This is a genomic window from Cellulomonas telluris (genome assembly GCF_004886325.1).
Taxonomy (GTDB): domain Bacteria; phylum Actinomycetota; class Actinomycetes; order Actinomycetales; family Cellulomonadaceae; genus Cellulomonas; species Cellulomonas telluris.
Genome location: NZ_QXFN01000001.1, coordinates 1,001,689 through 1,024,722 on the forward strand (window position 1 = coordinate 1,001,689; position 23,034 = coordinate 1,024,722).

Here is a 23,034-nt window from a genome sequence, read left to right on the forward strand (position 1 = left end):
TCGAGCGTACGGTTGAACCGCACGTGCAGGGTTGCGGCCGAAGAGGACAGCGGCCGACCGCGACAACCCTCCACTCCCGGGAGGTGGTGTGGGCGACGGGTGGCGGACGGTGGACGTCGCGCGCGCGGCCGGTGTCTCCGTGCAGGCGGTGCGTCTGTACGCCGGCCACGGCGTGCTGGGGGACGTCCCGCGGTCGCCGAACGGGTACCGCGCGTGGACCGCCCGGCACGCGGACCTCGCGCTCGCGTACCGCGCGCTCGCGGCCGGGTACGGGGGAGACGTGGCGCGCCGGGTGCTGCGCGCCGTGCACGCCGGCGACCTGCGCGACGCGTTCGCCGCGCTCGACGCGCAGCACGCCGCGTGGCACGCCGAGCGGGAGCGGCTCGACCGGCTGGAGCGCGCGCTGGCCGAGCTCGCGGAGGACGACCGCGACGCGGGTGCGGTCGCGGCCGGGGCGTCGGACGGCACGACCATGACCGTCGGCGAGGTGGCCGACGCCCTCGGCGTGCGCACGTCCGCGCTGCGCGTGTGGGAGGACGCGGGCCTGCTGCACCCTGCACGGGACCCCCGCACGGGCCACCGCCGCTACTCCGACGCCGACGTCCGCGACGCCCGGGCCGTCCAGCTGCTGCGCAGCACGGGCGCGCTGCTCGACGCGATCCGTCCCGTGGTGGACGCCCTGCGCGCGCACGCCGACGTGGCGGCGCTGCGGGCCGCCGTCGACCGCCGGCGCGACGTCCTCGACGCGGTCGCCCGGGCACGCGTCGCCGGCCTCGCCCGCCTGCACGGCGTCCTGCCCCCGCCCTGACGGCGCCGTCGTCCGTAGGGTGTCCGCGTGGACGACCACGAGCGGGACGCGGGCGACCCCTCCGGCACGCCGACCGGCCAGCCCTCGCCGGGCACCCTGGACGGCGTGGAGCTCCACCTCGCGGTGGTCGACGTCGGGTCCGGCCTGACGGTGCGCCTCGAGGGCCGGGGGGCGCGGGCGCAGGAGGACCTGCGGGCCCACCGGGAGGAGCGCGCGCGGTGGGAGGCGTCGGTGGCCGCGGCACGGGAGGTCACGACGCCGCCGCCGTGGCCGGCCGAGCGGCTCGCGGGAGCGCACCTGGGCGTCGGTGACGCCGCCGGGACGGCGTACCGCTTCGTCAGCGGCGTCGCGGGCGGAGCCGGTAGGGAGTGGCGCTACGACGCCGTCTTCCGGCCCGCGCCCCCGCGGGACGTCCGTGCCGTGACGCTCGCGCTGGTCCTCGACGACGGACCGACGTCCGTCGACGTGCCGCTCCCGCCGGGACGCTGAGCGGCCGGCGCCGGTCGCCGACGGCGGACCGTCAGCGCCGCAGCGTCGACAGCCCGCGGTCGAGGTCGTCGCGCAGGTCCTCGACGTCCTCCAGCCCGACGGACAGCCGCACCGTCGCCTCGCCGATCCCGACCGCCGCGCGCCCGGCCGCGCCGAGCTTGCGGTGGGTCGTCGTGGCGGGGTGCGTGACGATCGACTTCGCGTCCCCCAGGTTGTTGGAGATGTCGACGACCTGGAGCGCGTCGAGCACGCCGAACGTCGCCTTCCTGGCCACGTCGGGGCTCGCGTCGCCCGGGACCGCGAGGTCGAACGTGACCACCGTGCCGCCGCCGCTCTGCTGCGCGCGGGCCAGGTCGTGCTGCGGGTGCGAGGGCAGGAAGGGGTAGCGCACGCGTGCCACGGCCGGGTGCTGCTCGAGCCACGTCGCGAGCTCGAGCGCCGACGCCGCCTGGTGCCGCACGCGCACGCTGAGCGTCTCCAGGCCCTTGAGCAGGACCCACGCGTTGAACGCCGACAGCGACGGGCCGGTGTTGCGGACCATCGTCTGCACCGGGCCGTGCACGAACTCCTCGGAACCGAGGATCGCGCCGCCCAGCACGCGCCCCTGCCCGTCGATGTGCTTCGTCGCCGAGTACACGACGACGTCGGCGCCGTGCTCGAGCGGGCGCGAGAACACGGGGGTGGCGAACACGTTGTCGACGACGACGACGGCGCCCGCCGCGTGCGCGAGCCGGCTCACCGCGGCGATGTCCACGAGGTCCTGCATCGGGTTGGACGGCGTCTCGAAGAACACGACGTCGGCGGGGGTCGCGAGCGCGGCCTCCCACTGCTCGGGCACGTGGCCGTCGACGTAGTCGGTGCGCACGCCCCACTTCGCGAGGATCTCGTCGAAGATCACCACCGACGAGCCGAACAGCGCCCGCGCGGCGACGATCCGCGAGCCCTGCCGCACGAGCGAGGCGAGCGCCGTGAACACCGCGGACATGCCGGTCGCCGTGGCGTACGCGGCCTCGGCGCCGTCGAGCAGGCGCAGACGCTCCTCGAACGTCGACACCGTCGGGTTGCCGTAGCGCGAGTAGAGGAACCGGTCGACCTCGCCCGCGAACCCGGCCTCCGCCTCCGCGGCGGACGCGTACGCGTACCCCTGCGTGAGGAACAGGCCCTCGGACAGCTCGCCGAAGCCGCTGCGGACCAGCCCGCCGCGCACCGCGAGGGTGTCGGGGCGCAGCGCCGAGCGGTCGGTGCGGTGGTCGTCCCAGTCGCCGGGGCCGGGGACGCGCGCGCTCACGGCTGCACCCACGGCAGGCCGGCGGCGCGCCAGCCCTCGTGCCCGCGGTGCCCGTCGGGGCCGGTGGCGCCCTCGAAGCCCTCGAGGACGTTGTACGCGGGGCCGTACCCGGCGGCCGTGGCCGCGCGGGCGGCGCCGATCGAGCGCTGGCCCGACCGGCACAGGAACACGACCGGCCGGCCGTCGCCCGGCGTGACGCCCGTGGCGGCGAGCTGGTCGAGGAACTGCGGGTTCGGCTGCCCGGTCGGGTAGGAGACCCACTCGACGAGCGCGGCGTGCCGGCCCAGCCCGCGCAGGTCGGGGACGCCCACGTAGCGCCACTCGGCGTCGGTGCGCACGTCGACGAGCACGGCGTCCGGCTCGTCGCGGAGCAGCTCCCAGGCCTCGGTCGGCGTGATGTCGCCGGCGTACCCCGCGGCGGGGCGTGGCTGCACGGTCATGCGTCCTCCCATCGGTCTGGCGGTAGCACCCTCGTCCGGGCCCGTGCGGGTCCCGCGGGTTGCTGCGGCGTCGTCGAGCCAGATCTCTCGGCCGCTCTGGATGGTCGCCGGTGATGCTACGCCGGACGCGGACCGGTACGGTCGCCAGTCTCAGCGGACGTCGTCAGGCCTCGACGGCCGGGCGCCAGCGCAGCCCGGGGAAGCGCGAGAAGTCCCGGTCCTGCGAGACCCAGGTCGCGCCGTGCTCGACGGCGACGGCGGCGTGCTGCGCGTCCGCCACCAGGTTGCCGCGCGCGTCCGCGGCCGTGCAGAGCCGCGTCACGATCTCCCAGTGGCGCGCGCCAGGCGCGACGCGGACCACGTCGGGGTGGGAGCGCAGCGCCTCGACCTGGGCGAGCGCGTCCCGCAGCGGCGTCGGACGGGCGAAGACGCGGGGGTGCGTGAGGACGCGCAGCGTGCCGCCCAGCACGGCGTCGGTGACCCCGAGGGTCTCGGGGCCGTTCACCGCGCTCTCGAGCCACGCGCGCAGGCCGTCGTGCTGGGGTGCGTCCGGGCGGAAGGCCCCGACGAGCACGTTCACGTCCGGCAGGATCACCGGCCGTCCATCCGGTCGAGGAGGGCGGCGGAGTCGTCGAGGTCCACCCCGGGCAGCAGGCCGCCGCTGCCGTGCGGCGTGACGACGAACGGGCGGCGTCCGCCCGCCTGCTCCTCGCGGTACCGCGCGAGCGCCGCGCGCAGGGCCTCCTCGACGACGGACGTCACGGTGCGGCCCGTGGCGGCGGCCGTCGTCCGGACCTCGCGGTAGAGGTCGTCGGGGATGTTCAGCGTGGTGCGCACCGTTCGAGCATATCCGCACATGGAGAGTGTGCGTCGACAGAGCTGCCTCGGCGATGAGACCCGACGTCTCGGATGGAGAGACTGGCGGCGTGTCCGCGTTGACACCCGGCGACGCCCGCGCCGATCCTCGACCCAGGTCATGAGCGCCAGCGCGAAGCCCCGGCTCGCTGGCCGGCAACCCTCCTCCGCGGTGGGGTGCCCCGGGTGACGACCTGGCCGAGCGCCGTCCGGTGCCGGCAAGCGCGGGGCCCGACCGTCGGGTCCCTCCAGCAGTGGAGGCAGGCATGACATCCATCACCGAGCTCCTCGCGTGTGCCGACGAGGTCTCCGGCACCGCCACCGCGCCGGCCGCCGCACCCGCGGGCGCCGGGCCGCTCCTGCCCGTCGTGGGCGCGTCGACCACCGTCCCGCTCGTCGACGGCACCAGCCGCACCTACGCGAACCTCGACTGCGCCGCGAGCGCACCCGCGCTGGAGTCCGTCGCCGCCCGCGTCGCCGAGGTCCTCCCGCTGTACGCCTCCGTGCACCGCGGCGCCGGGTACCTGTCCCAGGTCTCGACGGCGCTGTACGAGGCGTCCCGGCAGGCGATCGCCCGGTTCGTGGGCGCGCGGGAGGACGACGTCTGCGTCGTCACCCGGAACACGACCGACTCGCTCAACCTGCTGGCCGGCGTGGTGCCCGACGGCGGACGCGTGCTCGTCCTCGACGTCGAGCACCACGCGAACCTGCTGCCCTGGGTGCAGCGGGGCACCGGCGCGCACGCCGGCGAGACCCGGGCGGCGACCGTGCTCGCGCTGCAGCCCACCGTCGCGCGGACGCTCGCCGCGCTGCGCGAGGAGCTCGCGCGGCAGCCGTACGCGCTGCTGGCGCTGACGGGCGCGTCGAACGTCACCGGCGAGGCGCTGCCGCTCGACGCCGTCGTGGAGCTCGCGCACGCCGCGGGCACGCGCGTCGCCGTCGACGGCGCGCAGCTCGTGCCGCACCGCGGGTTCTCGCTCGCCGCGACCGGCGTCGACTACGTCGCCTTCTCCGGCCACAAGACGTACGCGCCGTACGGCGCCGGCGCGCTCGTGGGACGCCGCGACTGGCTCGACACGGGCACGCCGTACCTCGCGGGCGGCGGCGCGGTCCGCGACGTGCGGACCGACCGCACCCTCTGGCAGCCCGCGCCGGCTCGGCACGAGGCGGGGTCGCCGAACGTGGTCGGCGCGATCGCGCTCGCCCAGGCCTGCGAGACGCTCGCGGAGCTGCCCGCCGGCGCCCTCGAGGCGCACGAGCAGGCCCTGCGCACGCGCCTCGTCGACGGCCTGAGCGGCATCGAGGGCGTGCGGGTCGCCCGGATCTGGCCGGACTCGCCGGAGCCCGTCGGCGTCGTGACGTTCACGGTGGCCGACCTCAACCCGGGGCTCGTCGCCGCCTACCTGTCCGCCGAGCACGGCATCGGGGTCCGTGACGGCCGCTTCTGCGCGCACCCGCTGCTCGCGCACCTCGGGGCGTCGCAGGGCGCGATCCGCGCCTCGGTCGGCGTCGGCACGACCGCCGAGCACGTCGACCGGCTCGTCGGGGCCGTTGCCGCGCTCGTCGACCGCGGCACGCGGGCCGGGTACGAGGTCGTGGACGGCTGCTGGTCGGTCGTCGACGACACGCGTCCGCTCGTGGAGGTGCGGGGCCTGGACCACCTGGCCGCGACCGCGGCCGCCGCGTGCGGCCCGGCGCTCGACGACTGAGGGCGCCGCTCCGGCACCGCCCGGTCAGCGTGCGAGCCGGCGCACGGTGCGGCGGAGCATCGCCGTCACCACGACGGGGTGCACGAGCCGCACGACCCCGAAGTACAGGCGCCCGCGCCACCCGTGCAGGCGCACCGTCGTCGTGACCCGCACCAGACGCGCCGGCACGTCGACCGCGACACCGCAGCGGAAGTCCAGGTGCACGTCGTTCAGCGCCAGGAGCGCCTCGTCGCCCACCACCTCGGTGACCGCGAAGGCGTCCCGCGGCGCTGGAGGGATGCGCAGCAGCGGCACGAGCGCCTGCCGCAGGAGGAGGGCGGCGGCCACCCAGCGGGGCATCGCCGCGAGCGAGAACATCTCCCGCGCCCAGACCGCCGGGTCCGTCGGCGCACCGGGCGGCAGCGGGGCGATCACGGCGTCGGCGTAGTCGGGTGCGGGCACGTCGCGCAGGGCGAGCGACCAGTGCGTCATGGGTCCTCCGTCCGGTGGTGCTCGCCACGGTAGGGGGCCGTTCCTGAGAGGACGCCGAATGCCGTGGCGTCCCCGTGCCACCCTCGTCGCGTGCAGCACGACCTCACCCTCACCGGTCACGGAGTCCGTCTCGTCCCGCTCGCGCCGGCCCACGCGCACGACCTGCTCGGGTTCACCGACGCGACCGTGTGGCGCGGCATGTCGTCGCCGACGCCGCGCGACGCCGCGGACATGGAGGGCGTCGTGGCGACCGCGCTCGCGACGCCCGGCCGGTACGCCTTCGCCGTGCTCGACGACGCCACGGACCGGGTGGTCGGGTCCACGTCGTTCTACGACGTGGACCTCACCGCCGGCCGGCTCGAGGTCGGGCACACCTGGTACGACCCCGCCGTGTGGGGCACGTCCGTCAACCCGGCGTGCAAGCTCCTGCTCATGACGCACGCCTTCGGGACGTGGGGCGTCGCGCGCGTCGCCTACCGGGTGGACGAGCGCAACCACCGCTCGATCGCCGCGGTGACGAAGCTCGGGGCGGTGCCCGAGGGGCGGCTGCGCGACCACCGCCTGCGGCCCGACGGGTCGCGCGGGGCGTCGCTGTACTTCTCGGTCCTGGCCGACGAGTGGCCCGCCGTGCGGGACCGCCTGCTCGCCCGGCTCGCGGGGGAGGACGTCCCGGACGACCGCACGCACCTGCTGCTGGTCGGCGGACGCTCCGGCGTCGGCAAGTCGACCGTCGCGGCCGCCGTGCACGACCTGCTCACCGCGCGGGACGTGCGGCACGCCGTCGTCGAGGGCGACGCCCTGGACCTCGCGCACCCGGCCCCGTGGGAGCACGGGGTCGCCGCCGCGAACCTCGCCGACGTGTGGCGCCGCTACCGGGCGCTCGGGTACCGCCGGCTCGTCGTCACGAACACGGTGAGCGTGCTCGAGGCCGACGTGCTCGCCGCGGCCGTCGGCGACCGGCCGCACGTGACGTCGGTGCTGCTGACGGCCTCCGACGCCACCGCCCACGAGCGCCTCGCCCGCCGGGAACGGGGTGCGTCGCTGGTCGCGCACGTCGGGCGGTCCGACGCCGCCGCGGTGCGCCTCGAGGCCGAGGCGGGCCCGGACGTGCACCGCGTCCCCACCGACGGCCGCTCGCCCGAGGACGTCGCCGCGGAGGTGCTGCGTCTCGCCGGGTGGTGAGCGTCGGGGCACGGCGGGACGTCCGGAGGTCCGGACGTCCGGCGGTGCGGCCGCGCGTCGGCGTCAGCGGACGCGCAGGCCCAGGTGCGCGGCCAGCAGCGGCGCGAGGTCGAGCAGCTGGTCGCCGCTGATCGTGGCGCCCGCCAGGCCCCCGACGCCGTCGACGCCCCCGGTGAGGCGCGCACCGCGCAGGTCGACGTCGCGCAGGCGCGCGTCCGAGGTGTCGAGGCGGCGCACGTCGCAGTCGACGACCACGAGCTTCCGGACGGTCGCGCCCGACAGGTCGAGGTCGCCGAGCGTGACTCGCTCCAGGTGCAGCCCGTCGACCGTCGCGCCCCGCAGGTCCAGGTAGTCGACCTTGCCGCCGACCACCCGCAGCCGCACCACCTCGGCGGCGGACGTGCCCAGGGCACCCAGCCGCACGTCGGTGAGCGTGACGTCGCGCCAGGCGGACCCGGGCGCCCGGACGTCGCCCGCCTGCACGGCCGTCCACGTGGTGTCGAGCAGGCGCGCGTGGTCGAGGCGCAGGCCGTCCGCGCGGCAGCCGGTCAGCTCGCACTCGAGGAACCGCGCGCCGGACGCGTCCCGCCCGGACAGGTCGAGGCCCTCGAAGGTGAGCGCGTCGAGGTCGGCGTCGGGGACCAGGTCGTCAGCGGTGGCGTCCACGCGCGCGAGCCTGCCACGGACGTCCGACGCCCGGCGCCGCGGACGGTCAGGCCATGGACGCCAGCAGCGCCCGGCAGGCCTCCTCGCAGCGGCGGCACGCCTCGGCGCACACCCGGCAGTGCTCGTGCATCTGCGCGTGCTGCTCGCACTCCGCGGCGCACTGCCCGCACGCGGTCGCGCACGCCTCGAGCAGCGCCGCGACGAGCTTGAGGTCGGGCGCGGTCTGCCGGCTGAGGACGGTCGCGGTCGCGGCGCAGACGTCGGCGCAGTCGGCGTCGAGGCGGATGCACGCGCGCAGGTCGGCGACGTGCTCCTCGCCCAGGCACGCGTCCGCGCAGGCGGTGCAGGTCTGCGCGCAGTCCAGGCAGGCCTCGATGCAGGCGACCAGCTCCTCGGCGGGGGCGAACGGGTCGCCCGGGTAGGTGTCGACCATGCGGCGCGTGCTGCTCACGGTGCCTCCCTCGCGGCCCGCCGCGGCCGGTGAGCCGGCTCGGGGGACGACGGGCGTCCTCGCCACGGTAGGACGGCCGGCCGCCACCCGCCCGGCGGCACCCGCCCCCCGCCGACCCCGGACCTGGTCAGCACCGACGACCCCACGTGCTGACGAGCTCCGGGTTCACCGACGACGAGGACGACGAACCCGGACCTCTCCTCGTCCTCGTCGTGGCGGGGAGGGGGGTCCGGGTTCGTCGGCGCCGCGAGGGGCCGCGTCAGGGGAGCGGGGTCACGGACCCCAGGACGTGCGGCTTGCCCGTGCGGGCGTGCCAGGCGGCCAGGTCGTACCCGCCGCCGTCCGCGGGACGGGTGCTCACCGCGACCGTCGCGGGCAGCAGCACCGGCTTCACGAAGTCCACCGACCACACGAACGCCGCGCCGCGCGCCGGCCCGACGTCGGCGAGCAGCCGCGACGCCGTGTACATGCCGTGCGCGATGGCCCGCGGGAACCCGAACGGCCGGGCGGTGAGCGCGGACAGGTGGATGGGGTTGCGGTCGCCGGAGACGGCCCCGTACCGGCGGCCGGTGTCGGCGTCGAGGCGCCAGGAGCCGGTCGGCTGCGGCGGCGTGAACGGGGTGCGCTCGGACGCCGGCGCGGCGCCGGCATCGGCGTCCCCGGCTCGCGCGTCGCCGGTGTCCGCCAGCCGCAGCCCGGGCGCCAGGTACGTCGAGACGCCCCGCCACGCGACGTCGCCCCCGGCGCCGCCGGTCACCTCGACGACGAGGTCGACCTGCGTGCCGCGCGGGTGCGGCCGCATGGCCTCGGCGTGCGCCCGCACCGCCAGGGCCTCCCCGAGCGTCAGCCGACGGCGCTGCTCCACGCGGTTGGCCAGGTGCACCATGCCGAGCAGCGGCAGCGGGAAGTCGTCGCGCACCATGAGGGCCGTCGCGACGGGGAACGCGAGCACGTGCACGTACCCCGCCGGCAGGGCGTCGGTCCCCGGCTCGCCGAGCAGGCGCTGGTACGCCGTCAGGTGGGCCGCGTCGACGTGCAGGTCGCGGACCGCGTAGACGACGTCGGGCAGGGGACGCGACACCCGCTTGCCCCCGCCGTCGACGGCGAGCCGCGCCGCACCGGCCGCACCGCGCGCGTACAGCCCGCCGAGCCCCGGCACCGCGGGCAGCACGACCTCGCGCGCCTCGGCCACCGGGCTCACCGGCCCACCATGTTCTGCCCGCACACCCGCAGGGTGCGGCCGACGATCCCGCCGGCGGCCGGCGAGGCGAGGAACGCGATCGTCTCGGCGACGTCTACGGGCAGCCCGCCCTGCTGCAGGGAGTTGAGCCGCCGCGCGACCTGCCGCGTGACCGCCGGGATGCGCGCGGTCATGTCGGTCTCGATGAAGCCCGGCGCGACCGCGTTCGCGGTGCCGCCGAACGGCGTGAGCAGCGGTGCCGTCGCGCGCACCATGCCGACGACGCCGCCCTTGCTGGCCGCGTAGTTCGTCTGCCCGCGGTTGCCGGCGATGCCGGACGTGGACGCGAGCGCCACGATCCGCGGCGCGTCCACGAAGTCGCCCGAGGTCAGCAGCGCCTCGTTGATGCGCAGCTGGGCCGCGATGTTGACCGCGAGCACCGACGACCACTTGTCGTCGGACATGTTCGCCAGCAGCTTGTCGCGCGTGATGCCGGCGTTGTGCACGACGACGTCGAGGCGCCCGTGCCGCGTACGGGCGTGCTCGAGGATGCGCTCGCCGGCGTCGTCCGCGGTGACGTCGAGCTGCAGCGCCGTGCCCTTGACGCGGTTGGCGACCGCGGCCAGCTGCTCGCCCGCCGCGGGCACGTCGACGGCCACGACGGTCGCGCCGTCGCGCGCGAGCACCTCGGCGATCGCGGCGCCGATGCCGCGCGCGGCGCCGGTCACGACCGCGACCTTGCCCGCCAGCGGCTTCTCCCAGTCCGTCGGCAGCTCGCCGGCGTCGGAGTCCACCTCGAGCAGCTGCCCGTCCACAAACGCGGAGCGCGTCGAGAGGAAGAACCGCAGGCCCGCGACGACGCTCGGGGCGCTGACCGGCACGTCCGCGGCGAGGGCGAGACCGTTGCCCGTCGCCCCGCCGCGCAGCTCCTTCGCGAGCGAGCGCAGGAACCCGTCGACGCCCTGCCGCGCGGCGGCCACCGCGGGCGCGTCCGTCTCGAGCGCGGGCCGCGAGATCGTCACCACGCGTGCACCGGAGCGCAGGCTCTTCAGCGTGGACGCGGCCGCGAGCACCGGCTGCGTGAGGTCGTCCGGGTGCTCGACGCCCGTGAGGACGAGCACGACCGCGGCGTACCGCACGTCCGGTGCCGGGTGCCGGTGCACCTCGAGGTCCCAGCCGTCGAGGACGACCGGGGCGTCGTCGGGGCGCGGGTCGGCCGGTCCGCCGGCCGGCGACGACAGCAGCGTCGCGACCGCGTCGGCGTCCGGGCCCGTGCCGAGCACCAGCGCGGGGCCGTCGAGCAGCGGCTGCCCGGGCTGGTGGCGGCGCAGGCGGGCCGGCCGCGGCAGGCCGAGCTGCTTCGCGAGCTTCTTCGTGAACCCGCTGTTGACGAGCTCGAGGTACGTGTCGGTCATCTGCACTCCTGCGTCGGTCCGGGCCGGCGGGACGCCCGCCGTGCCGTCGGGGGAGAAGGAGCCGGGCCGCGCGCCTGCGGGGGGGACGGGCGCGCGACCCGGCGGTCAGGCGGCCTCGAGGATCGCGGTGAGGCCGAGGCCCCCGGCGGCGCAGATCGAGACGAGCGCGCGCACCGGGGCGTCGTCGCCGGCGGCGACCTGCGCGGCGCGGCGGCGGTGCAGCTCCTTGGCGACGGTGGCGACGATGCGGCCGCCGGTCGCGGCGAACGGGTGGCCCGCGGCCAGCGACGAGCCGTGCACGTTGAGGCGGTCGACGTCGACCTTGCCGAACGCGCCGTCGAGGCCGAGGCGCTCGCGCCCGAACTCCTCCGACTCCCAGGCCGCCAGCGTCGTGAGCACCGTGGACGCGAACGCCTCGTGGATCTCGACGTACTGGAAGTCCTCGAGCGTGAGCCCGTGGCGCGCCAGCAGGCGCGGCACCGCGAACACGGGCGCCATGAGCAGGCCGTCGACGCCGTGCACGAAGTCGACGGCGCCGGCCTCGGCGTCGACGACCGCGGCGAGCGGCGTGAGGTCGTGCTCGGCGGCCCACTCGGCCGAGCCGAGCAGCACGGTCGACGCGCCGTCGGTGAGCGGCGTGGAGTTGCCCGCCGTCATGGTCGCCGGGGTGTCGAGCGAGAGGCCGAACGTCGGCTTGAGCTTCGCGAGCTTCTCCATCGACGTGTCGGGGCGCAGGTTCGCGTCGCGCGTCAGCCCGCGGTACGGGGTGACGAGGTCGTCGAAGAAGCCCGAGTCCCACGCGGCGGCCAGGCGCTGGTGGCTGCGCAGCGCGACCTCGTCCTGCGCCTCGCGCGAGATGCCCCACTGCGCCGTGGTCAGCGCCTGGTGCTCACCCATCGACAGGTGGGTGCGCGGCTCGGACGTGCGCGGCGTCGCCGGGGCGAGGTCCTTCGGCCGCAGGCGGGCGATCGCCTTCAGGCGCTGCTGCGGGGTCTTCGCGTGCGAGAGGTCGAGCAGCACGCGGCGCAGCCGGTCGCTGACCGCGATCGGCGCGTCCGACGTCGTGTCGACGCCGCCCGCGACGGCGGACTCGAGCTGGCCGAGACGGATCTTGTTCGACAGCGAGACGACGGTCTCGAGGCCGGTCGCGCAGGCCTGCTGCACGTCGTACGCCGGAGTCGTGGGCGACAGCGCGGAGCCGAGGACGGCCTCGCGGGCGAGGTTGAAGTCGCGGCTGTGCTTGAGCACCGCACCTGCGGCGACCTCGCCGATGCGCTCGCCCTGCAGGCCGTAGCGGGCGACGAGGCCGTCGAGGGCCGCGGTGAGCATGTCCTGGTTGGACGCCTGCGCGTACCTGCCGCCCGCGCGGGCGAAGGGGATCCGGTTGCCGCCCAGCACGTAGGCGGCGCGGGGGGCGGCGGGGGCGGGAGTGCTCGTGTCACGGGTGGAGGCCATCGGGCGTTCCCTCTCGCATCGGCGTCGATGACGGGTCGGCCGGGGGCCCCGAGCGGTACCGGGCGGGAGCCCGGTGCGTCGAGGGACCTGGGTCCCGGCTGATGTCCGAAACCCACAGTACCTGATACCGTCGGTTGCGTGAGGTCCGTCACGCCGGGGCCGTCGAGGACGCCGGTCCCGCTCCCCGCCCCCGAGGACGCGGCGCCGCGCGCAGCCGCGGTCGTCGCCGTCCCCGCGCCCGGCCCCGGGGTCGAGGACGTCCCCGCGGACGGTCGCTCGACGCGCTGGGCGGACCACCGCGAGGCCCGCCGGGCCGAGCTCGTCCGCGTCGCCCGCCGGACCGTGCACCACCGCGGCCCCGACGTCTCGATGGAGGAGATCGCGGCCGCTGCCGGGACGTCGAAGTCGATCGTCTACCGCTACTTCACCGACAAGATGGGCCTGCAGATCGCCGTCGCCGAGGCGGTCGTGCTGCAGATCCAGGGTGCGCTCGAGGGCGTCCTGCGGGTCGCGCCGACGCCGCGCGACGGCCTGCGGGCGATGGTCGCGGTGTACCTGGAGATGATCGAGTCCTCGCCGAACGTGTACGCGTTCGTGACCCGGGACGGCTCGGTGGAGTCCGGAGGGCCGCTCGGGCACTTCCTCGACTCGGTGACCGCGCTCGTCGCCGCCCCGTTCGCCCGCGGTCTCACCGAGGAGCGCGACGGCCGCACCGTCGCCCGTCGCCCCGACGCCCCGCCCGCCGACCTCGCCGCGGAGCCGCCCGCCGACGCCGCCACCCGCGCCCTCGCCGAGTCCTGGGCCGCGGGCGCCGTCGGCTTCGTCCGCGGCGCCGGGGAGTGGTGGCTCGCGCACCGCCACGACCCCGGCACGCCGGACCGCGAGACCCTCACCGCCCAGGTCGCCGCGTGGCTGTGGGCCGGCCCCGTCGGCCTGCTGGCGCGCGACCGGCCCACCCGTGACCGACCCCGTACACCCGCCCACCCGGCGGAGACCCACCAGACCGGCGACGACGCCGGAACCCCCAGGGAGCAGCGATGACCACCACGACCGCCCGCCCCGAGACGCGTCCCACCCCCGCCGCGGCCCCCGAGCAGCCGGCCGCGCGCGTGGACGTCGACGCGCTGGAGAACCTGCTGCTCGGGCAGTACGCGCAGCTGCGCCGCGAGGCACGCGCCATCACGGCGGACCCCGACTTCCAGAAGATCGAGGGCCTGCCGATGGCGGAGCACCGCGAGCGCGTGCTGCACCAGCTGCGCCGCCTGGAGGCCGAGCACGACGTGCTGCGCGCGTTCCCGGCGCGGCACGGCGGCGCCGACGACCACGGCGGCTCGCTCGCGCGGTTCGAGGAGCTGGTCGCGGCGGACCCGTCGCTCCAGATCAAGGCGGGTGTGCAGTGGGGGCTGTTCGCGTCGGCGATCCTGCACCTGGGCACCGAGCACCACCACGACACGTTCCTGCCCGACGCGATGCACCTGCGGGTGCCCGGCGCGTTCGCGATGACGGAGACGGGCCACGGCTCGGACGTCGCGTCCATCGGGACGACGGCCGAGTACGACGCGGACGCGCAGGAGTTCGTGATCCACACGCCGTTCCGCGGCGCCTGGAAGGACTACCTCGGCAACGCGGCCGTGCACGGCACGGCGGCGGTGGTGTTCGCTCAGCTCGTCACGGCGGCGCCCGGGCAGCCGAAGGTGAACCACGGGGTGCACGCGTTCTACGTCCCGATCCGCGACCCGCAGACGCACGAGTTCCTGCCGGGCGTCGGCGGGGAGGACGACGGGGTCAAGGGCGGCCTCAACGGCATCGACAACGGGCGCCTCCACTTCGACCACGTCCGCGTCCCCCGCACGAACCTGCTGAACCGGTACGGCGACGTCGCCCCGGACGGCACGTACTCCTCGCCGATCGCGAGCCCGGGCCGCCGGTTCTTCACGATGCTCGGCACGCTCGTGCAGGGGCGCGTCTCGCTCGACGGCGCCGCGGTGAACGCGAGCAAGATCGCGCTGGCGATCGCCGTCACGTACGCCAACCAGCGCCGGCAGTTCGCCGGCGGTGGCTCGGACGAGGTGACGCTGCTCGACTACGGCCAGCACCAGCGCCGGCTCCTGCCGCTCGTCGCGGAGACGTACGCGGCGGCGTTCGCGCACGAGGAGCTGCTCGCGGCGTTCGACGACGTGTTCTCCGGCCGGGGCGACACCCCGGAGAACCGGGAGGACCTCGAGACGCTCGCCGCGGCGCTCAAGCCGACGTCGACGTGGGGCGCGCTGCGCACCATCCAGACCGCGCGCGAGGCGTGCGGCGGGCAGGGCTTCCTCGCCGAGAACCGGCTCACGGGCCTGCACGCCGACATGGACGTGTACGTGACCTTCGAGGGCGACAACACGGTCCTCTACCAGCTGGTCGCCAAGCGCCTGCTGGCCGACTACGCGAAGTCGCTCAAGGCGCTGCAGGCCGACCGCGGCGACATGGCGCGGTTCGTGGCCGAGCGTGTCGCCGACGTGGCCCTGCACCGCACGCCGCTGATCCGCGCCGTCCAGGCGCTCGGCGACCTCGGGGACGCCCGCCGCTCGGTCGGTCAGCTGCGCGACGAGCAGACCCAGCGCGACCTGCTCACCGACCGCGTCGAGGCGAAGGTCGCCCAGGTCGCGCAGGCCCTGGCCCCGGCCCGCAAGATGAGCCCGGACAAGGCGGCGGCCCTGTTCAACGCCCACCAGCACGAGCTCATCGAGGCCGCCCGTGCGCACGCCGAGCGCGTGCAGTGGGAGGCCTTCACGGCCGGCGTCGCCCGCGTCGAGGACCCGGGCACGAAGCAGGTGCTCACGTGGCTGCGGGACCTGTTCGGCCTGACGCTCATCGAGCGCGACCTGGCCTGGTACCTGGTCAACGGGCGCCTCTCGGCCGGTCGCGCGCGGACCGTCACGTCGTACATCGAGCGGCTGCTCGCGCGCCTGCGCCCGCACGCGCAGGACCTCGTCGACGCGTTCGGCTACCGCCAGGAGCACCTGCGCGCGCCCATCTCGTCGGGCGTCGAGCACGAGCGGCAGGAGGAGGCGCGGGCGTACTACCGGGCGCAGCGGGCCTCGGGCGACGCGCCGATCCCGGAGAAGCACCTCCAGGGCTGAGCGTCCTCAGCGGGAGCGCGGCTCCCGTGCCGTCGGGTCGTCGACGGCACGGGAGGCCGCGGACCGCGGGGAGATGATGACCGTGCCGGCGCGGGCGTCGCGCTCGAGGCGCGCCCGCGCGCGCCGGACGGCCTTCTCGTCGCCCGCGAGGTTCATCAGCAGGTCGGGGTCCACCACGAGCTTGCGCGGCGGAGGCGCGTCACCTCTGCTCATGCTGTGCGTCCTCCGGTCCTCACCAGGGCTCGGTGAGGGCCGACAGTCGTTCGCGGATGACGTCCACGGAGTCCACGCGGCCGGCAGCAACATCCATGATGAGGTCGTAAGCCTCGTCGTTCGTCGCCCTGAGACGGGTGCCGTTCACGCCGAGGAAGACGATGGTCCCCGCGAGGGCGAGTCTCTTGTTGCCGTCGACGAGTGCGTGGTTGCGAGCCAGCGAGTGCAGAAGGGCAGCGGCCTTCGTCAGCAGGTCGGGGTACGCGTCGGTGCCGCCGACCTGCGTCCTCGGGCGAGCGGCGGCTGACTCCACGAGGCCGGCATCCCTGACGACAAGGTCACCGACCACTCGGTGGGCGACGGCCAGCAGCTCGTCGGCCGTCAGGTAGATCATCGACCGAGTCGTTCGAGAGCCTCGGCGTAGCGCGGCAGCTCGCTGTCCATGACGGCGTTGATGAGGTCCTCACGGGACGTGCGCTCGATGTAGTCGCGCACCGCCTGCCGCGCGACGTCCTGCATCGAACGCTGCTCGACCTCCGCGCGGCGGCGGAGGGCCTGGGTCTCAGCGCTGTCGAGCCGGAGAGTCATGGCCATGGCAGTGATGGTATCTCTTCTGGTATCAAGCCGGCGCGCCGTTGGACCTCACGGCGCCCGTTCCCACGGCTCCACCCCACCCGGCACCACGACGAGCAGCGGGTGCGGGAACGGCCGCCCGACCCGCAGGAGCTCCCGGTACTGGTCCGGCGAGCGCTCGACCGTCTTGTGCAGCAGGTGCCGCCACTCCAGGTCGAGCTGCCCGGACGTCACGGTCATCGGTGCGACACCGCGGGTGCGCTCGTCGTCGGGCAGGTGCACCCGGCGCGGGTCGTAGCGGTAGCCGCGGCGGGTCGCCTCGTCGACCAGGTGGTGCAGGTACGCGGCGATCGCGACGACCGGCTCGGGGTGGGCGCGGAAGCGGTCGAGCTGCGGGTGCTTCGTGAAGCCCTTGGTGCGGTCGAGCAGCACGGCCTGCGCGAGCAGGGCCTCCCGCCAGCAGGCGGTCAGCCCCTGCCGGTCGAGCAGGGACGGGTGCAGCGACCAGAGTCTCACCGCCGCAGCACAGCACCCGGAAGCGGCGGCCGCGACCGGGGCGCCCGGCCTGCGTCAGCCGGCGGGCGTCGCGTCGGGCAGGCGCGGGACCGCGGCGAGCAGACGCTGCGTGTACGGCTCGCGCGGCGCCGTCAGCACCTCGCGCGTCGCGCCCTCCTCGACGACGAGCCCGTCGTGCAGCACGACGGTGCGCTCGCACAGCTGCCCGACGATCGCGATGTCGTGGCTGACGAGCACGAGCGTGAGGCCGTGCTCGTCGCGCAGGCGCGCGAGCAGGTCGACGACCTGACGGCGGACCGAGACGTCGAGCGCGCTCACGGGCTCGTCGGCGACGAGCACCGACGGCCGCGGCGCGAGCGCCCGGGCGATGGCGATGCGCTGGCGCTGCCCGCCGGAGAACTGCGCGGGGTACCGGTCGACGACGTCCGCGTCGAGCCCGACCGACGCGAGCACCTCACAAACGCGCGCCCGGTGGTCGCCCTCGACGCGCAGGGACCGCAGCGGCTCCGCGACGATCGACCCGACGCGCTGGCGCGGGTCGAGGGACGAGCGCGGGTCCTGGAAGACGACCTGCACGTCGCGGCGGAACCGGCGCACGGCGGCGCGGTCACGCCGGTCGAGCGGCTCGCCGCGGTACGTCACCGTGCCGGACGTCGGGCTGTCGAGCGCGAGCAGCAGACGCAGCAGGGTCGACTTGCCCGCGCCGGACTCGCCGACGATGCCGACGCCCCGGCCCGCCTCGACGCGCAGGTCGACGCCGCGCAGCGCCTGCGTCGTGCGGCCGAACGTGCGCGTGACGCCGGTCAGCTCCAGCAGGGGCGTGCTCATCGGGCCTCCGGGGTGGGCAGCGCGGTGACGGCGCGGGCGGCGTCGACGAGCTCGCGGGTGTACGCGGCGCCGTCCCCGGCGAGGGCCCGGGGGACCGTCGTGCGCTCCACGACCGCGCCGTCGCGCATGACGACGAGGTCCTGCGCCACGCGCGCGACGACGGGCAGGTCGTGCGTGACGAGCACGAGGGCGAGCCCGGTGCGCTCGACGACGTCGTCCAGCAGCTCGAGGACCTCGGCCTGCACGGTCACGTCGAGCGCCGTCGTCGGCTCGTCCGCGAGCAGGACGCGGGGGCGGCACGCGAGAGCCATCGCGAGCGACACCCGCTGCCGCTGCCCGCCGGACAGCTGCCACGGGTACGACCCGAGGACGCGCTCGGTGTCGTCGATCTGCACGAGCCGCAGCAGGCGCGCGGCCTCCTCGCGGGCGGCCGTGCGCGAGAGCCGCTGGTGCAGGCGCACCGGTCCGCTGATCTGCCGGCCGACCGTCATGAGCGGGTCGAGCGCGGTCAGCGGCTCCTGGAAGACCATCGCGACCTGCGCGCCGCGCACGGCGTCCATGCGACGCGGCGGCAGCGCGAGCAGGTCGGTGCCGTCGAGGCGCACGTGGCCGGTCGCGCGCATGCCGGCGGGCAGCAGGCCCAGCACGGCCAGCGCCGTCATCGACTTGCCGGAGCCGGACTCGCCGATGATCCCGAGCCGCGCGCCCGCCGCGACGTCCCACGTGACGCCGTCGAGCAGCGTGCGCCCGTCGGACGTGCGGACGGTCAGGCCGTCGACCTCGAGCAGGCTCACCGGTCACCTCGCAGGTTCGGGTCGGTGCGCTCGCGGATGCCGTCCCCGAGCAGGTTGAGCCCGAGGACGAGCACGACGATCGCGAGGCCGGGCAGGATCGCGCTCCACGGCGCGACGACCATCGTCGACTGCGCCTCGCGCAGCATCCGCCCCCAGGACGCGGCGGGCGGCGGCGTGCCGAGGCCGAGGTACGACAGCGCCGACTCGGCGAGCACGGCCCCGCCGGCCAGCAGCATGAGCTGGACCAGCAGGGTCGGCGCGACGTTCGGCAGCACGTGCCGCGTGATCGTGCCCCACCACCCGGTGCCGGACGCCGTGGCGGCGGTGACGTAGTCCTCGCGCAGCACGCGCGCGACGGTGATGCGGGTGACGCGCGCGATCACGGCGGCGCCGGAGATGCCGATCGCCGCGATGGCCGTCGCCGTCGACGCCCCGCGGACCGTCACGAGCAGCATCGCGAGCAGCAGGGTCGGGAACGCGATGAGCACGTCGACGGTGTTGACCAGCACAGTGTCGGCCCAGCGCGTCGTGGCCGCGGCCAGCACCCCGAGCACGAGGCCGAGCGTCCCGGCCACGACGACGCTCGCCGCCGCGACGAGCAGCGCGCTGGCCGCCCCGGCCATGAGCTGCGTGAGCAGGTCGCGGCCCAGCCGGTCGGTGCCGGCGGGGAAGTCGCCGCCCGGCGGGGCGAGGCGCGGGCCGCTGCCCGTGACGTCCAGCGGGTACGGGGTCCAGACGAGCGCCACGAGGCCGACGACGGCGACGAGGCCGACCAGCACGGCACCGGCCACGAGGGACGGCGGCCAGCGGCGGGCGCGTGCGTGCGGCGTCCCCGTGACGGCCGGCTCCCGGACGGCGAGGTCCTCCACACCCGTGGTCATCGTGCCCCTCCCGTCAGGCGCAGGCGCGGGTCGAGCGCGCGCTGCGCGAGGTCCACCCCGACGTTGACGACCAGCACGACCGCCGTCAGCCCGAGGACGAGCGCCTGCACGACCGGCAGGTCGCGCGCCTCGACGGAGTCGAGCAGCAGCGTGCCGAGGCCCGGCAGCGCGAACACGTTCTCGATGACGACCGCACCGAGCAGCGACGTCGCGAGCTCGATGCCGAGGATCGCGACGACCGGCGCGGCGCCGTTGCGCAGCCCGTGCCGGCGCAGCGCCGCCCACCGGCCGTAGCCGAGGGAGCGGGCCGTGCGGACGTAGTCCTGGTCGAGCACGTCGAGCGTCGCCGACCGCACGTACCGCACCATGACGGCGGACATGGCGATCGCCACGGTCACCACGGGCAGCACGAGCGCGCGCACCGCCGCGGCCGGGTCGCCCCAGCCCTGCCGCGGGAACCCGCCGGGTGGCAGCCAGCCCAGCTGCAGCGCCAGGACGAGCACGAGCAGCACACCGACCCAGAACACCGGCACGGCCACGCCGAGCTGCGACAGCGCCGACACGACCACGCCCAGCGGACCACGCCGCCACACCGCCGCCGCCACTCCCAGCGGCACCGACACGAGCACCGCGAGCACGAACGCCGCGAGGCTCAGCGGCAGCGTGACCGGCAGCCGCGCCGCGACGAGGTCCGCCACGGGCTGCCGGGACACGAACGACGTGCCCAGGTCGCCCTGGACGAGGCCCGCCACCCACTGCCCGAGCTGCACCGGCACGGGCTGGTCGGTGCCCAGCTCGGCGCGCAGCCCCTCGAGCTGGTCGCTCGTCGTCCCGACGCCCAGCGACGCGCCCGCGGCGTCCCCCGGCAGCAGCCGCAGGACGACGAACACGACGACGGCCGCCAGGGCCAGCGAGACGAGCAGCGACGCGACCCGGGTCAGCAGGGAGCGCGTCAGCAGGTGGCGGGCCACGGGTGCCTCAGCCCTCCCGGACGATGTCGGCGACGTAGAAGCTCTCCGTCACCTGGTCCACCGGGAAGCCGCTGATCTCGGCCTTCGCGACCCGGATCTGCGGGTCGAGGTACAGCCACGCCGACGCGGCCTCCTGGCCGATGGTCTCGTTGACCCGGCGCAGCAGCTCGACCTGCTCCTCCTCGGTCGCCGCCTGGTCCGCCTGCGCGACCCACTCCTGGACCTGCGGGTTGTCGTAGCCCCAGTAGAAGTCCGGGTTCGCGTACCAGACGACGTCGCGCGGGTTCACGTGCCCCATGAGCGTCGTCTGGAAGTCGTGGTCCGTGTAGACCTTCTGGTACCAGGTGGCGTCGTCGATCGGGTTCGGCGTCAGCGTCACGCCGACGTCGGCGAGGTCGGAGCGCAGGAGCTGCACGACCGTCTCGGTCGTGTCGTCCGGGATGTAGTCGACGGGGATCGTCAGGTTCGTGACGCCCGCCTGGGCGAGCAGGTCACGCGCGGCGGCCGGGTCGTACGCGTGCACGTCCGCCTGGTCGACGAACCACGGGTCGGTCGGCGGGACCATCGAGCCGATGACCTGGCCGTAGCCGTCCCACACCGCCTCGAGCAGCGCGTCGCGGTCGATCGCCTTGTAGAGCGCCTGCCGCACCCGCACGTCCGAGAACGGCGCGACGCGGTCGTTGAACGCCCACAGCTGCTTCGTGGTGGAGGAGCCCTCGGTGATCGTGAAGCGCGGGTCGTCCTCGAACTGGACGAGCTGGTCGGGGGAGTTCTCGGCGATGACGAGGTCGAGGTCGCCCACGAGCAGCGCGTTGTTGAGCGCCGTCGGGTCGTCGAAGAAGCGGAACGTCACGCCCGGGTTCTTCGCCTGCTCGCCCCAGTAGTCGTCGAACCGCTCGATCGTCAGGTGGTCGCCCTGCACCCACTCGACGAACCGGTACGGGCCCGTCCCGTTGTCGGGGCCGAGCTCGCTGTCGCCCTCCTGCACGACCGTCAGGCCGGCGAGGTTGAACGTCAGGCTCTGGCTGCGCCGGCTCAGGGTGAGCTGCACGGTCTCGTCGTCGGGCGCCGAGATGTCGGTGATGACGGCGAGGTCGTTCTTGCGCGCGAGCTTCGACTCCGGGGAGATCGCGTCGGAGATGCTCCAGACCACGTCGTCCGCGGTGAGCTCGGTCCCGTCGTGGAAGACGACGTCCGGCTGCAGGTGGAACGTGTACGTCAGGCCGTCCTCGGAGACGTCCCACGACTCGGCGAGCGCGGGCACGACCTGCCCGTCGACGTCGACCGCCGTGAGGCCCTCGAAGACGTTGCGCGTCATGGTCTGCGAGACGCCGGACGAGCCGCCGACGTTGCGCACGAGCCCCGTCGGCTCGTTGGTGGTGCCGATGACGATCTCGTCCTGCGGCATGCTGCTGGACGCACCCGTGCTCCCGCCGCCCGAGCACGCCGCGAGCGCGAGCGCGGCGACGGCGGACAGGGCGGCACCGACGAGTGGGCGGGTTCTCATGCTGGGGGACCTCCGGCGGACGGGCACGGCCGCCGGGCCGGACGAGCGAGGTGCGCGCGCGCCCGGGGGACGGGGGACCGGTGCAGGGGTGGGGGAGTCGAGCGCGAGGGCGCTCGGCGCGCCGCGGGGCCGGCCAGGCGGTGGCGAGACCGGTCCCGGTGCGCCGGGGACGTCAGCCGCGACAACTCGCGCGCGCCGCGAGGACGGGGCGAGCGGCGTGCGGGGCGACGAGCACGGTGCGCATGGTGCTGTGACCGTACATCGCCGCCGTGGAGCGGTTCCAGCGCCGCCGGCGAGACGTGCATCTCGCTCGTCGGCGCGTCGGCGCCGCCACCGCTCAGCGCAGGTTCCCCAGCACCGCCGCCGCGACGTCCGCAGGCCGGTGCTCGGGCAGCCAGTGGTCGGCGTCGAGGTCGACCCGCAGGAACGAGCCGTCGACGTGCCGGGCCGTGGCGTCCACGGATGCGGGGGCGAAGAACGGGTCCCGGCGGGCGGAGACGTAGGTGGTGGGGACCTCGATCCGGCGCGTCGAGCCGCCGCCCGGCACCGGGACGGCGCGGTACCAGGCGAGGGCGGCCGTCAGGGCGCCGGGCTCGCGCATGCGGGCGACGTAGCGGTCGGCGCGGTCGGGCTCGAGGCCGGCCCTCCTGAGGGCGGCGCGCAGCCGGGCGCCGTCGTCCGCGAGGAGCAGGCGCTCCGGGACGCCGGGCAGCTGGAAGAAGCCGACGTAGGACGAGCGCAGGGCCTGCCCGCCGCGCAGCAGCCCGGCGCGCATCGCGGCGGGGTGCGGCGTGCCCAGCACCGTGAGCGTCGCGACGCGGTCCGGCTCACGGGCGGCGACGGCCCACGCGACGGCACCGCCCCAGTCGTGGCCGACGACGTGCGCCTGCTCCGCGCCGGCGGCGTCCAGCAGCGCGACGACGTCGGCGACGAGCTCCGGCACGGCGTACGGGCGGCGGCCCGCCGGGCGGGCGCCGGGGGAGTAGCCGCGCTGGTCCGGCACGAGCACGCGCGCACCCGCGGCGGTCAGCAGGGGGGCGACCGCGTCGTAGGCCGAGGCGTCCTGCGGGAAGCCGTGCAGCAGGACGACGACGGGGGCGTCGTCCCCGGTCGTGCCGGTGGGGGCGTCCGGTGCGTGGTCCCGCACGTCGAAGCGCAGGCCGTCGCGCGTGAAGGAGTCCATCCCGGCAGCACAGCACGCGCGCGGGGGCGCGGCG

Annotated in this window: 26 protein-coding genes and 2 riboswitches; of the genes, 6 read left to right on the plus strand and 20 right to left on the minus strand. The window is 75.8% G+C overall.

Going from position 1 to position 23,034, the window contains the following annotated elements; all coding sequences use genetic code 11:
- The first annotated feature begins 88 nt into the window (after nt 1-88).
- Nucleotides 89-808, plus strand: a complete 720-nt coding sequence (locus FB586_RS04740) for a MerR family transcriptional regulator (protein ID WP_136518112.1) — start codon at nt 89-91, stop codon at nt 806-808.
- Between the two features lie 27 nt (nt 809-835).
- Nucleotides 836-1,297 (plus strand): hypothetical protein, encoded by a 462-nt coding sequence (locus FB586_RS04745; protein WP_136518113.1) that lies wholly within the window; start codon nt 836-838, stop codon nt 1,295-1,297.
- 31 nt (nt 1,298-1,328) lie between these two features.
- Here the strand turns inward: FB586_RS04745 and FB586_RS04750 are convergent, their stop codons facing one another.
- The 4 genes from FB586_RS04750 to FB586_RS04765 form a co-directional block, all read right to left on the minus strand.
- On the minus strand, nt 1,329-2,585 hold the full coding sequence (locus FB586_RS04750) for an O-succinylhomoserine sulfhydrylase (protein ID WP_187697840.1): 1,257 nt from the start codon (nt 2,583-2,585) through the stop codon (nt 1,329-1,331).
- Nucleotides 2,582-3,025 (minus strand): rhodanese-like domain-containing protein, encoded by a 444-nt coding sequence (locus FB586_RS04755; protein ID WP_136518115.1) that lies wholly within the window; start codon nt 3,023-3,025, stop codon nt 2,582-2,584. Before FB586_RS04755 ends, FB586_RS04750 begins: the two co-directional genes overlap by 4 nt.
- Nucleotides 3,026-3,030: 5 nt before the next feature.
- Nucleotides 3,031-3,132: riboswitch (SAM riboswitch) on the minus strand.
- Nucleotides 3,133-3,188: 56 nt separating this feature from the next.
- The gene (locus FB586_RS04760) at nt 3,189-3,620 is read right to left on the minus strand and encodes a type II toxin-antitoxin system VapC family toxin (protein WP_136518116.1); all 432 of its coding nucleotides are present in this window, start codon (nt 3,618-3,620) and stop codon (nt 3,189-3,191) included.
- Complete coding sequence (locus tag FB586_RS04765) at nt 3,617-3,862, minus strand: ribbon-helix-helix protein, CopG family (RefSeq protein WP_136518117.1); 246 nt, start codon at nt 3,860-3,862, stop codon at nt 3,617-3,619. The genes FB586_RS04760 and FB586_RS04765 overlap by 4 nt, the downstream gene beginning before the upstream one ends.
- A gap of 135 nt (nt 3,863-3,997) precedes the next feature.
- Nucleotides 3,998-4,111, plus strand: a riboswitch (SAM riboswitch).
- A gap of 35 nt (nt 4,112-4,146) precedes the next feature.
- On the opposite strand from FB586_RS04765, the gene FB586_RS04770 reads away from it, so the two are divergent.
- Nucleotides 4,147-5,589, plus strand: a complete 1,443-nt coding sequence (locus FB586_RS04770) for an aminotransferase class V-fold PLP-dependent enzyme (RefSeq protein WP_136518118.1) — start codon at nt 4,147-4,149, stop codon at nt 5,587-5,589.
- Between the two features lie 24 nt (nt 5,590-5,613).
- Here the strand turns inward: FB586_RS04770 and FB586_RS04775 are convergent, their stop codons facing one another.
- Nucleotides 5,614-6,060 (minus strand): DUF2867 domain-containing protein, encoded by a 447-nt coding sequence (locus tag FB586_RS04775; protein ID WP_136518119.1) that lies wholly within the window; start codon nt 6,058-6,060, stop codon nt 5,614-5,616.
- Nucleotides 6,061-6,150: 90 nt separating this feature from the next.
- Here FB586_RS04775 and FB586_RS20235 point away from each other — a divergent pair, with 90 nt between their 5' ends.
- Entirely contained in the window at nt 6,151-7,242 is a 1,092-nt protein-coding gene (locus FB586_RS20235; protein ID WP_136518120.1) for a GNAT family N-acetyltransferase, read from the plus strand.
- A 63-nt stretch (nt 7,243-7,305) separates the two neighbouring features.
- Here FB586_RS20235 and FB586_RS04785 read toward each other — a convergent pair whose 3' ends face one another.
- From FB586_RS04785 to FB586_RS04805, 5 genes are all read right to left on the minus strand, one after another.
- The gene (locus tag FB586_RS04785) at nt 7,306-7,908 is read right to left on the minus strand and encodes a pentapeptide repeat-containing protein (protein ID WP_136518121.1); all 603 of its coding nucleotides are present in this window, start codon (nt 7,906-7,908) and stop codon (nt 7,306-7,308) included.
- Nucleotides 7,909-7,954: 46 nt separating this feature from the next.
- Nucleotides 7,955-8,341: a four-helix bundle copper-binding protein gene (locus FB586_RS04790; protein WP_136518314.1), complete on the minus strand. Its 387-nt coding sequence runs from the start codon at nt 8,339-8,341 to the stop codon at nt 7,955-7,957.
- A 277-nt stretch (nt 8,342-8,618) separates the two neighbouring features.
- The gene (locus tag FB586_RS04795) at nt 8,619-9,560 is read right to left on the minus strand and encodes a MaoC family dehydratase (protein ID WP_136518122.1); all 942 of its coding nucleotides are present in this window, start codon (nt 9,558-9,560) and stop codon (nt 8,619-8,621) included.
- On the minus strand, nt 9,557-10,954 hold the full coding sequence (locus FB586_RS04800; protein WP_136518123.1) for a 3-oxoacyl-ACP reductase: 1,398 nt from the start codon (nt 10,952-10,954) through the stop codon (nt 9,557-9,559). The genes FB586_RS04795 and FB586_RS04800 overlap by 4 nt, the downstream gene beginning before the upstream one ends.
- A gap of 105 nt (nt 10,955-11,059) precedes the next feature.
- Complete coding sequence (locus tag FB586_RS04805; RefSeq protein ID WP_136518124.1) at nt 11,060-12,409, minus strand: acetyl-CoA C-acetyltransferase; 1,350 nt, start codon at nt 12,407-12,409, stop codon at nt 11,060-11,062.
- A gap of 138 nt (nt 12,410-12,547) precedes the next feature.
- Here FB586_RS04805 and FB586_RS04810 point away from each other — a divergent pair, with 138 nt between their 5' ends.
- Together FB586_RS04810 and FB586_RS04815 are read left to right on the plus strand one after the other, a co-directional pair.
- Complete coding sequence (locus FB586_RS04810; RefSeq protein ID WP_136518125.1) at nt 12,548-13,450, plus strand: TetR/AcrR family transcriptional regulator; 903 nt, start codon at nt 12,548-12,550, stop codon at nt 13,448-13,450.
- Entirely contained in the window at nt 13,447-15,534 is a 2,088-nt protein-coding gene (locus FB586_RS04815) for an acyl-CoA dehydrogenase family protein (protein WP_136518126.1), read from the plus strand. Before FB586_RS04810 ends, FB586_RS04815 begins: the two co-directional genes overlap by 4 nt.
- A gap of 6 nt (nt 15,535-15,540) precedes the next feature.
- On the opposite strand, the gene FB586_RS04820 is transcribed toward FB586_RS04815, so the two are convergent.
- The 10 genes from FB586_RS04820 to FB586_RS04865 form a co-directional block, all read right to left on the minus strand.
- Nucleotides 15,541-15,747: a hypothetical protein gene (locus FB586_RS04820; RefSeq protein WP_136518127.1), complete on the minus strand. Its 207-nt coding sequence runs from the start codon at nt 15,745-15,747 to the stop codon at nt 15,541-15,543.
- 19 nt (nt 15,748-15,766) lie between these two features.
- Nucleotides 15,767-16,141 carry a type II toxin-antitoxin system death-on-curing family toxin gene (locus tag FB586_RS04825; protein ID WP_136518128.1) on the minus strand — a complete coding sequence of 125 codons (375 nt, stop codon included), beginning with the start codon at nt 16,139-16,141 and terminating at the stop codon, nt 15,767-15,769.
- Nucleotides 16,138-16,341, minus strand: a complete 204-nt coding sequence (locus FB586_RS04830; RefSeq protein ID WP_187697841.1) for a ribbon-helix-helix protein, CopG family — start codon at nt 16,339-16,341, stop codon at nt 16,138-16,140. Before FB586_RS04830 ends, FB586_RS04825 begins: the two co-directional genes overlap by 4 nt.
- A 48-nt stretch (nt 16,342-16,389) precedes the next feature.
- On the minus strand, nt 16,390-16,836 hold the full coding sequence (locus FB586_RS04835; RefSeq protein WP_136518129.1) for a pyrimidine dimer DNA glycosylase/endonuclease V: 447 nt from the start codon (nt 16,834-16,836) through the stop codon (nt 16,390-16,392).
- A 54-nt stretch (nt 16,837-16,890) separates the two neighbouring features.
- Nucleotides 16,891-17,664 carry an ABC transporter ATP-binding protein gene (locus tag FB586_RS04840; RefSeq protein ID WP_136518130.1) on the minus strand — a complete coding sequence of 258 codons (774 nt, stop codon included), beginning with the start codon at nt 17,662-17,664 and terminating at the stop codon, nt 16,891-16,893.
- Complete coding sequence (locus FB586_RS04845; RefSeq protein ID WP_136518131.1) at nt 17,661-18,458, minus strand: ATP-binding cassette domain-containing protein; 798 nt, start codon at nt 18,456-18,458, stop codon at nt 17,661-17,663. The genes FB586_RS04840 and FB586_RS04845 overlap by 4 nt, the downstream gene beginning before the upstream one ends.
- Nucleotides 18,455-19,339 carry an ABC transporter permease gene (locus FB586_RS04850; protein ID WP_136518132.1) on the minus strand — a complete coding sequence of 295 codons (885 nt, stop codon included), beginning with the start codon at nt 19,337-19,339 and terminating at the stop codon, nt 18,455-18,457. Before FB586_RS04850 ends, FB586_RS04845 begins: the two co-directional genes overlap by 4 nt.
- Nucleotides 19,336-20,310, minus strand: a complete 975-nt coding sequence (locus tag FB586_RS04855; RefSeq protein WP_246036449.1) for an ABC transporter permease — start codon at nt 20,308-20,310, stop codon at nt 19,336-19,338. The genes FB586_RS04850 and FB586_RS04855 overlap by 4 nt, the downstream gene beginning before the upstream one ends.
- A 7-nt stretch (nt 20,311-20,317) precedes the next feature.
- Nucleotides 20,318-21,817, minus strand: a complete 1,500-nt coding sequence (locus tag FB586_RS04860) for an ABC transporter substrate-binding protein (protein ID WP_136518133.1) — start codon at nt 21,815-21,817, stop codon at nt 20,318-20,320.
- 337 nt (nt 21,818-22,154) lie between these two features.
- The gene (locus FB586_RS04865) at nt 22,155-23,000 is read right to left on the minus strand and encodes an alpha/beta fold hydrolase (protein WP_136518134.1); all 846 of its coding nucleotides are present in this window, start codon (nt 22,998-23,000) and stop codon (nt 22,155-22,157) included.
- Nucleotides 23,001-23,034 lie beyond the last annotated feature (34 nt).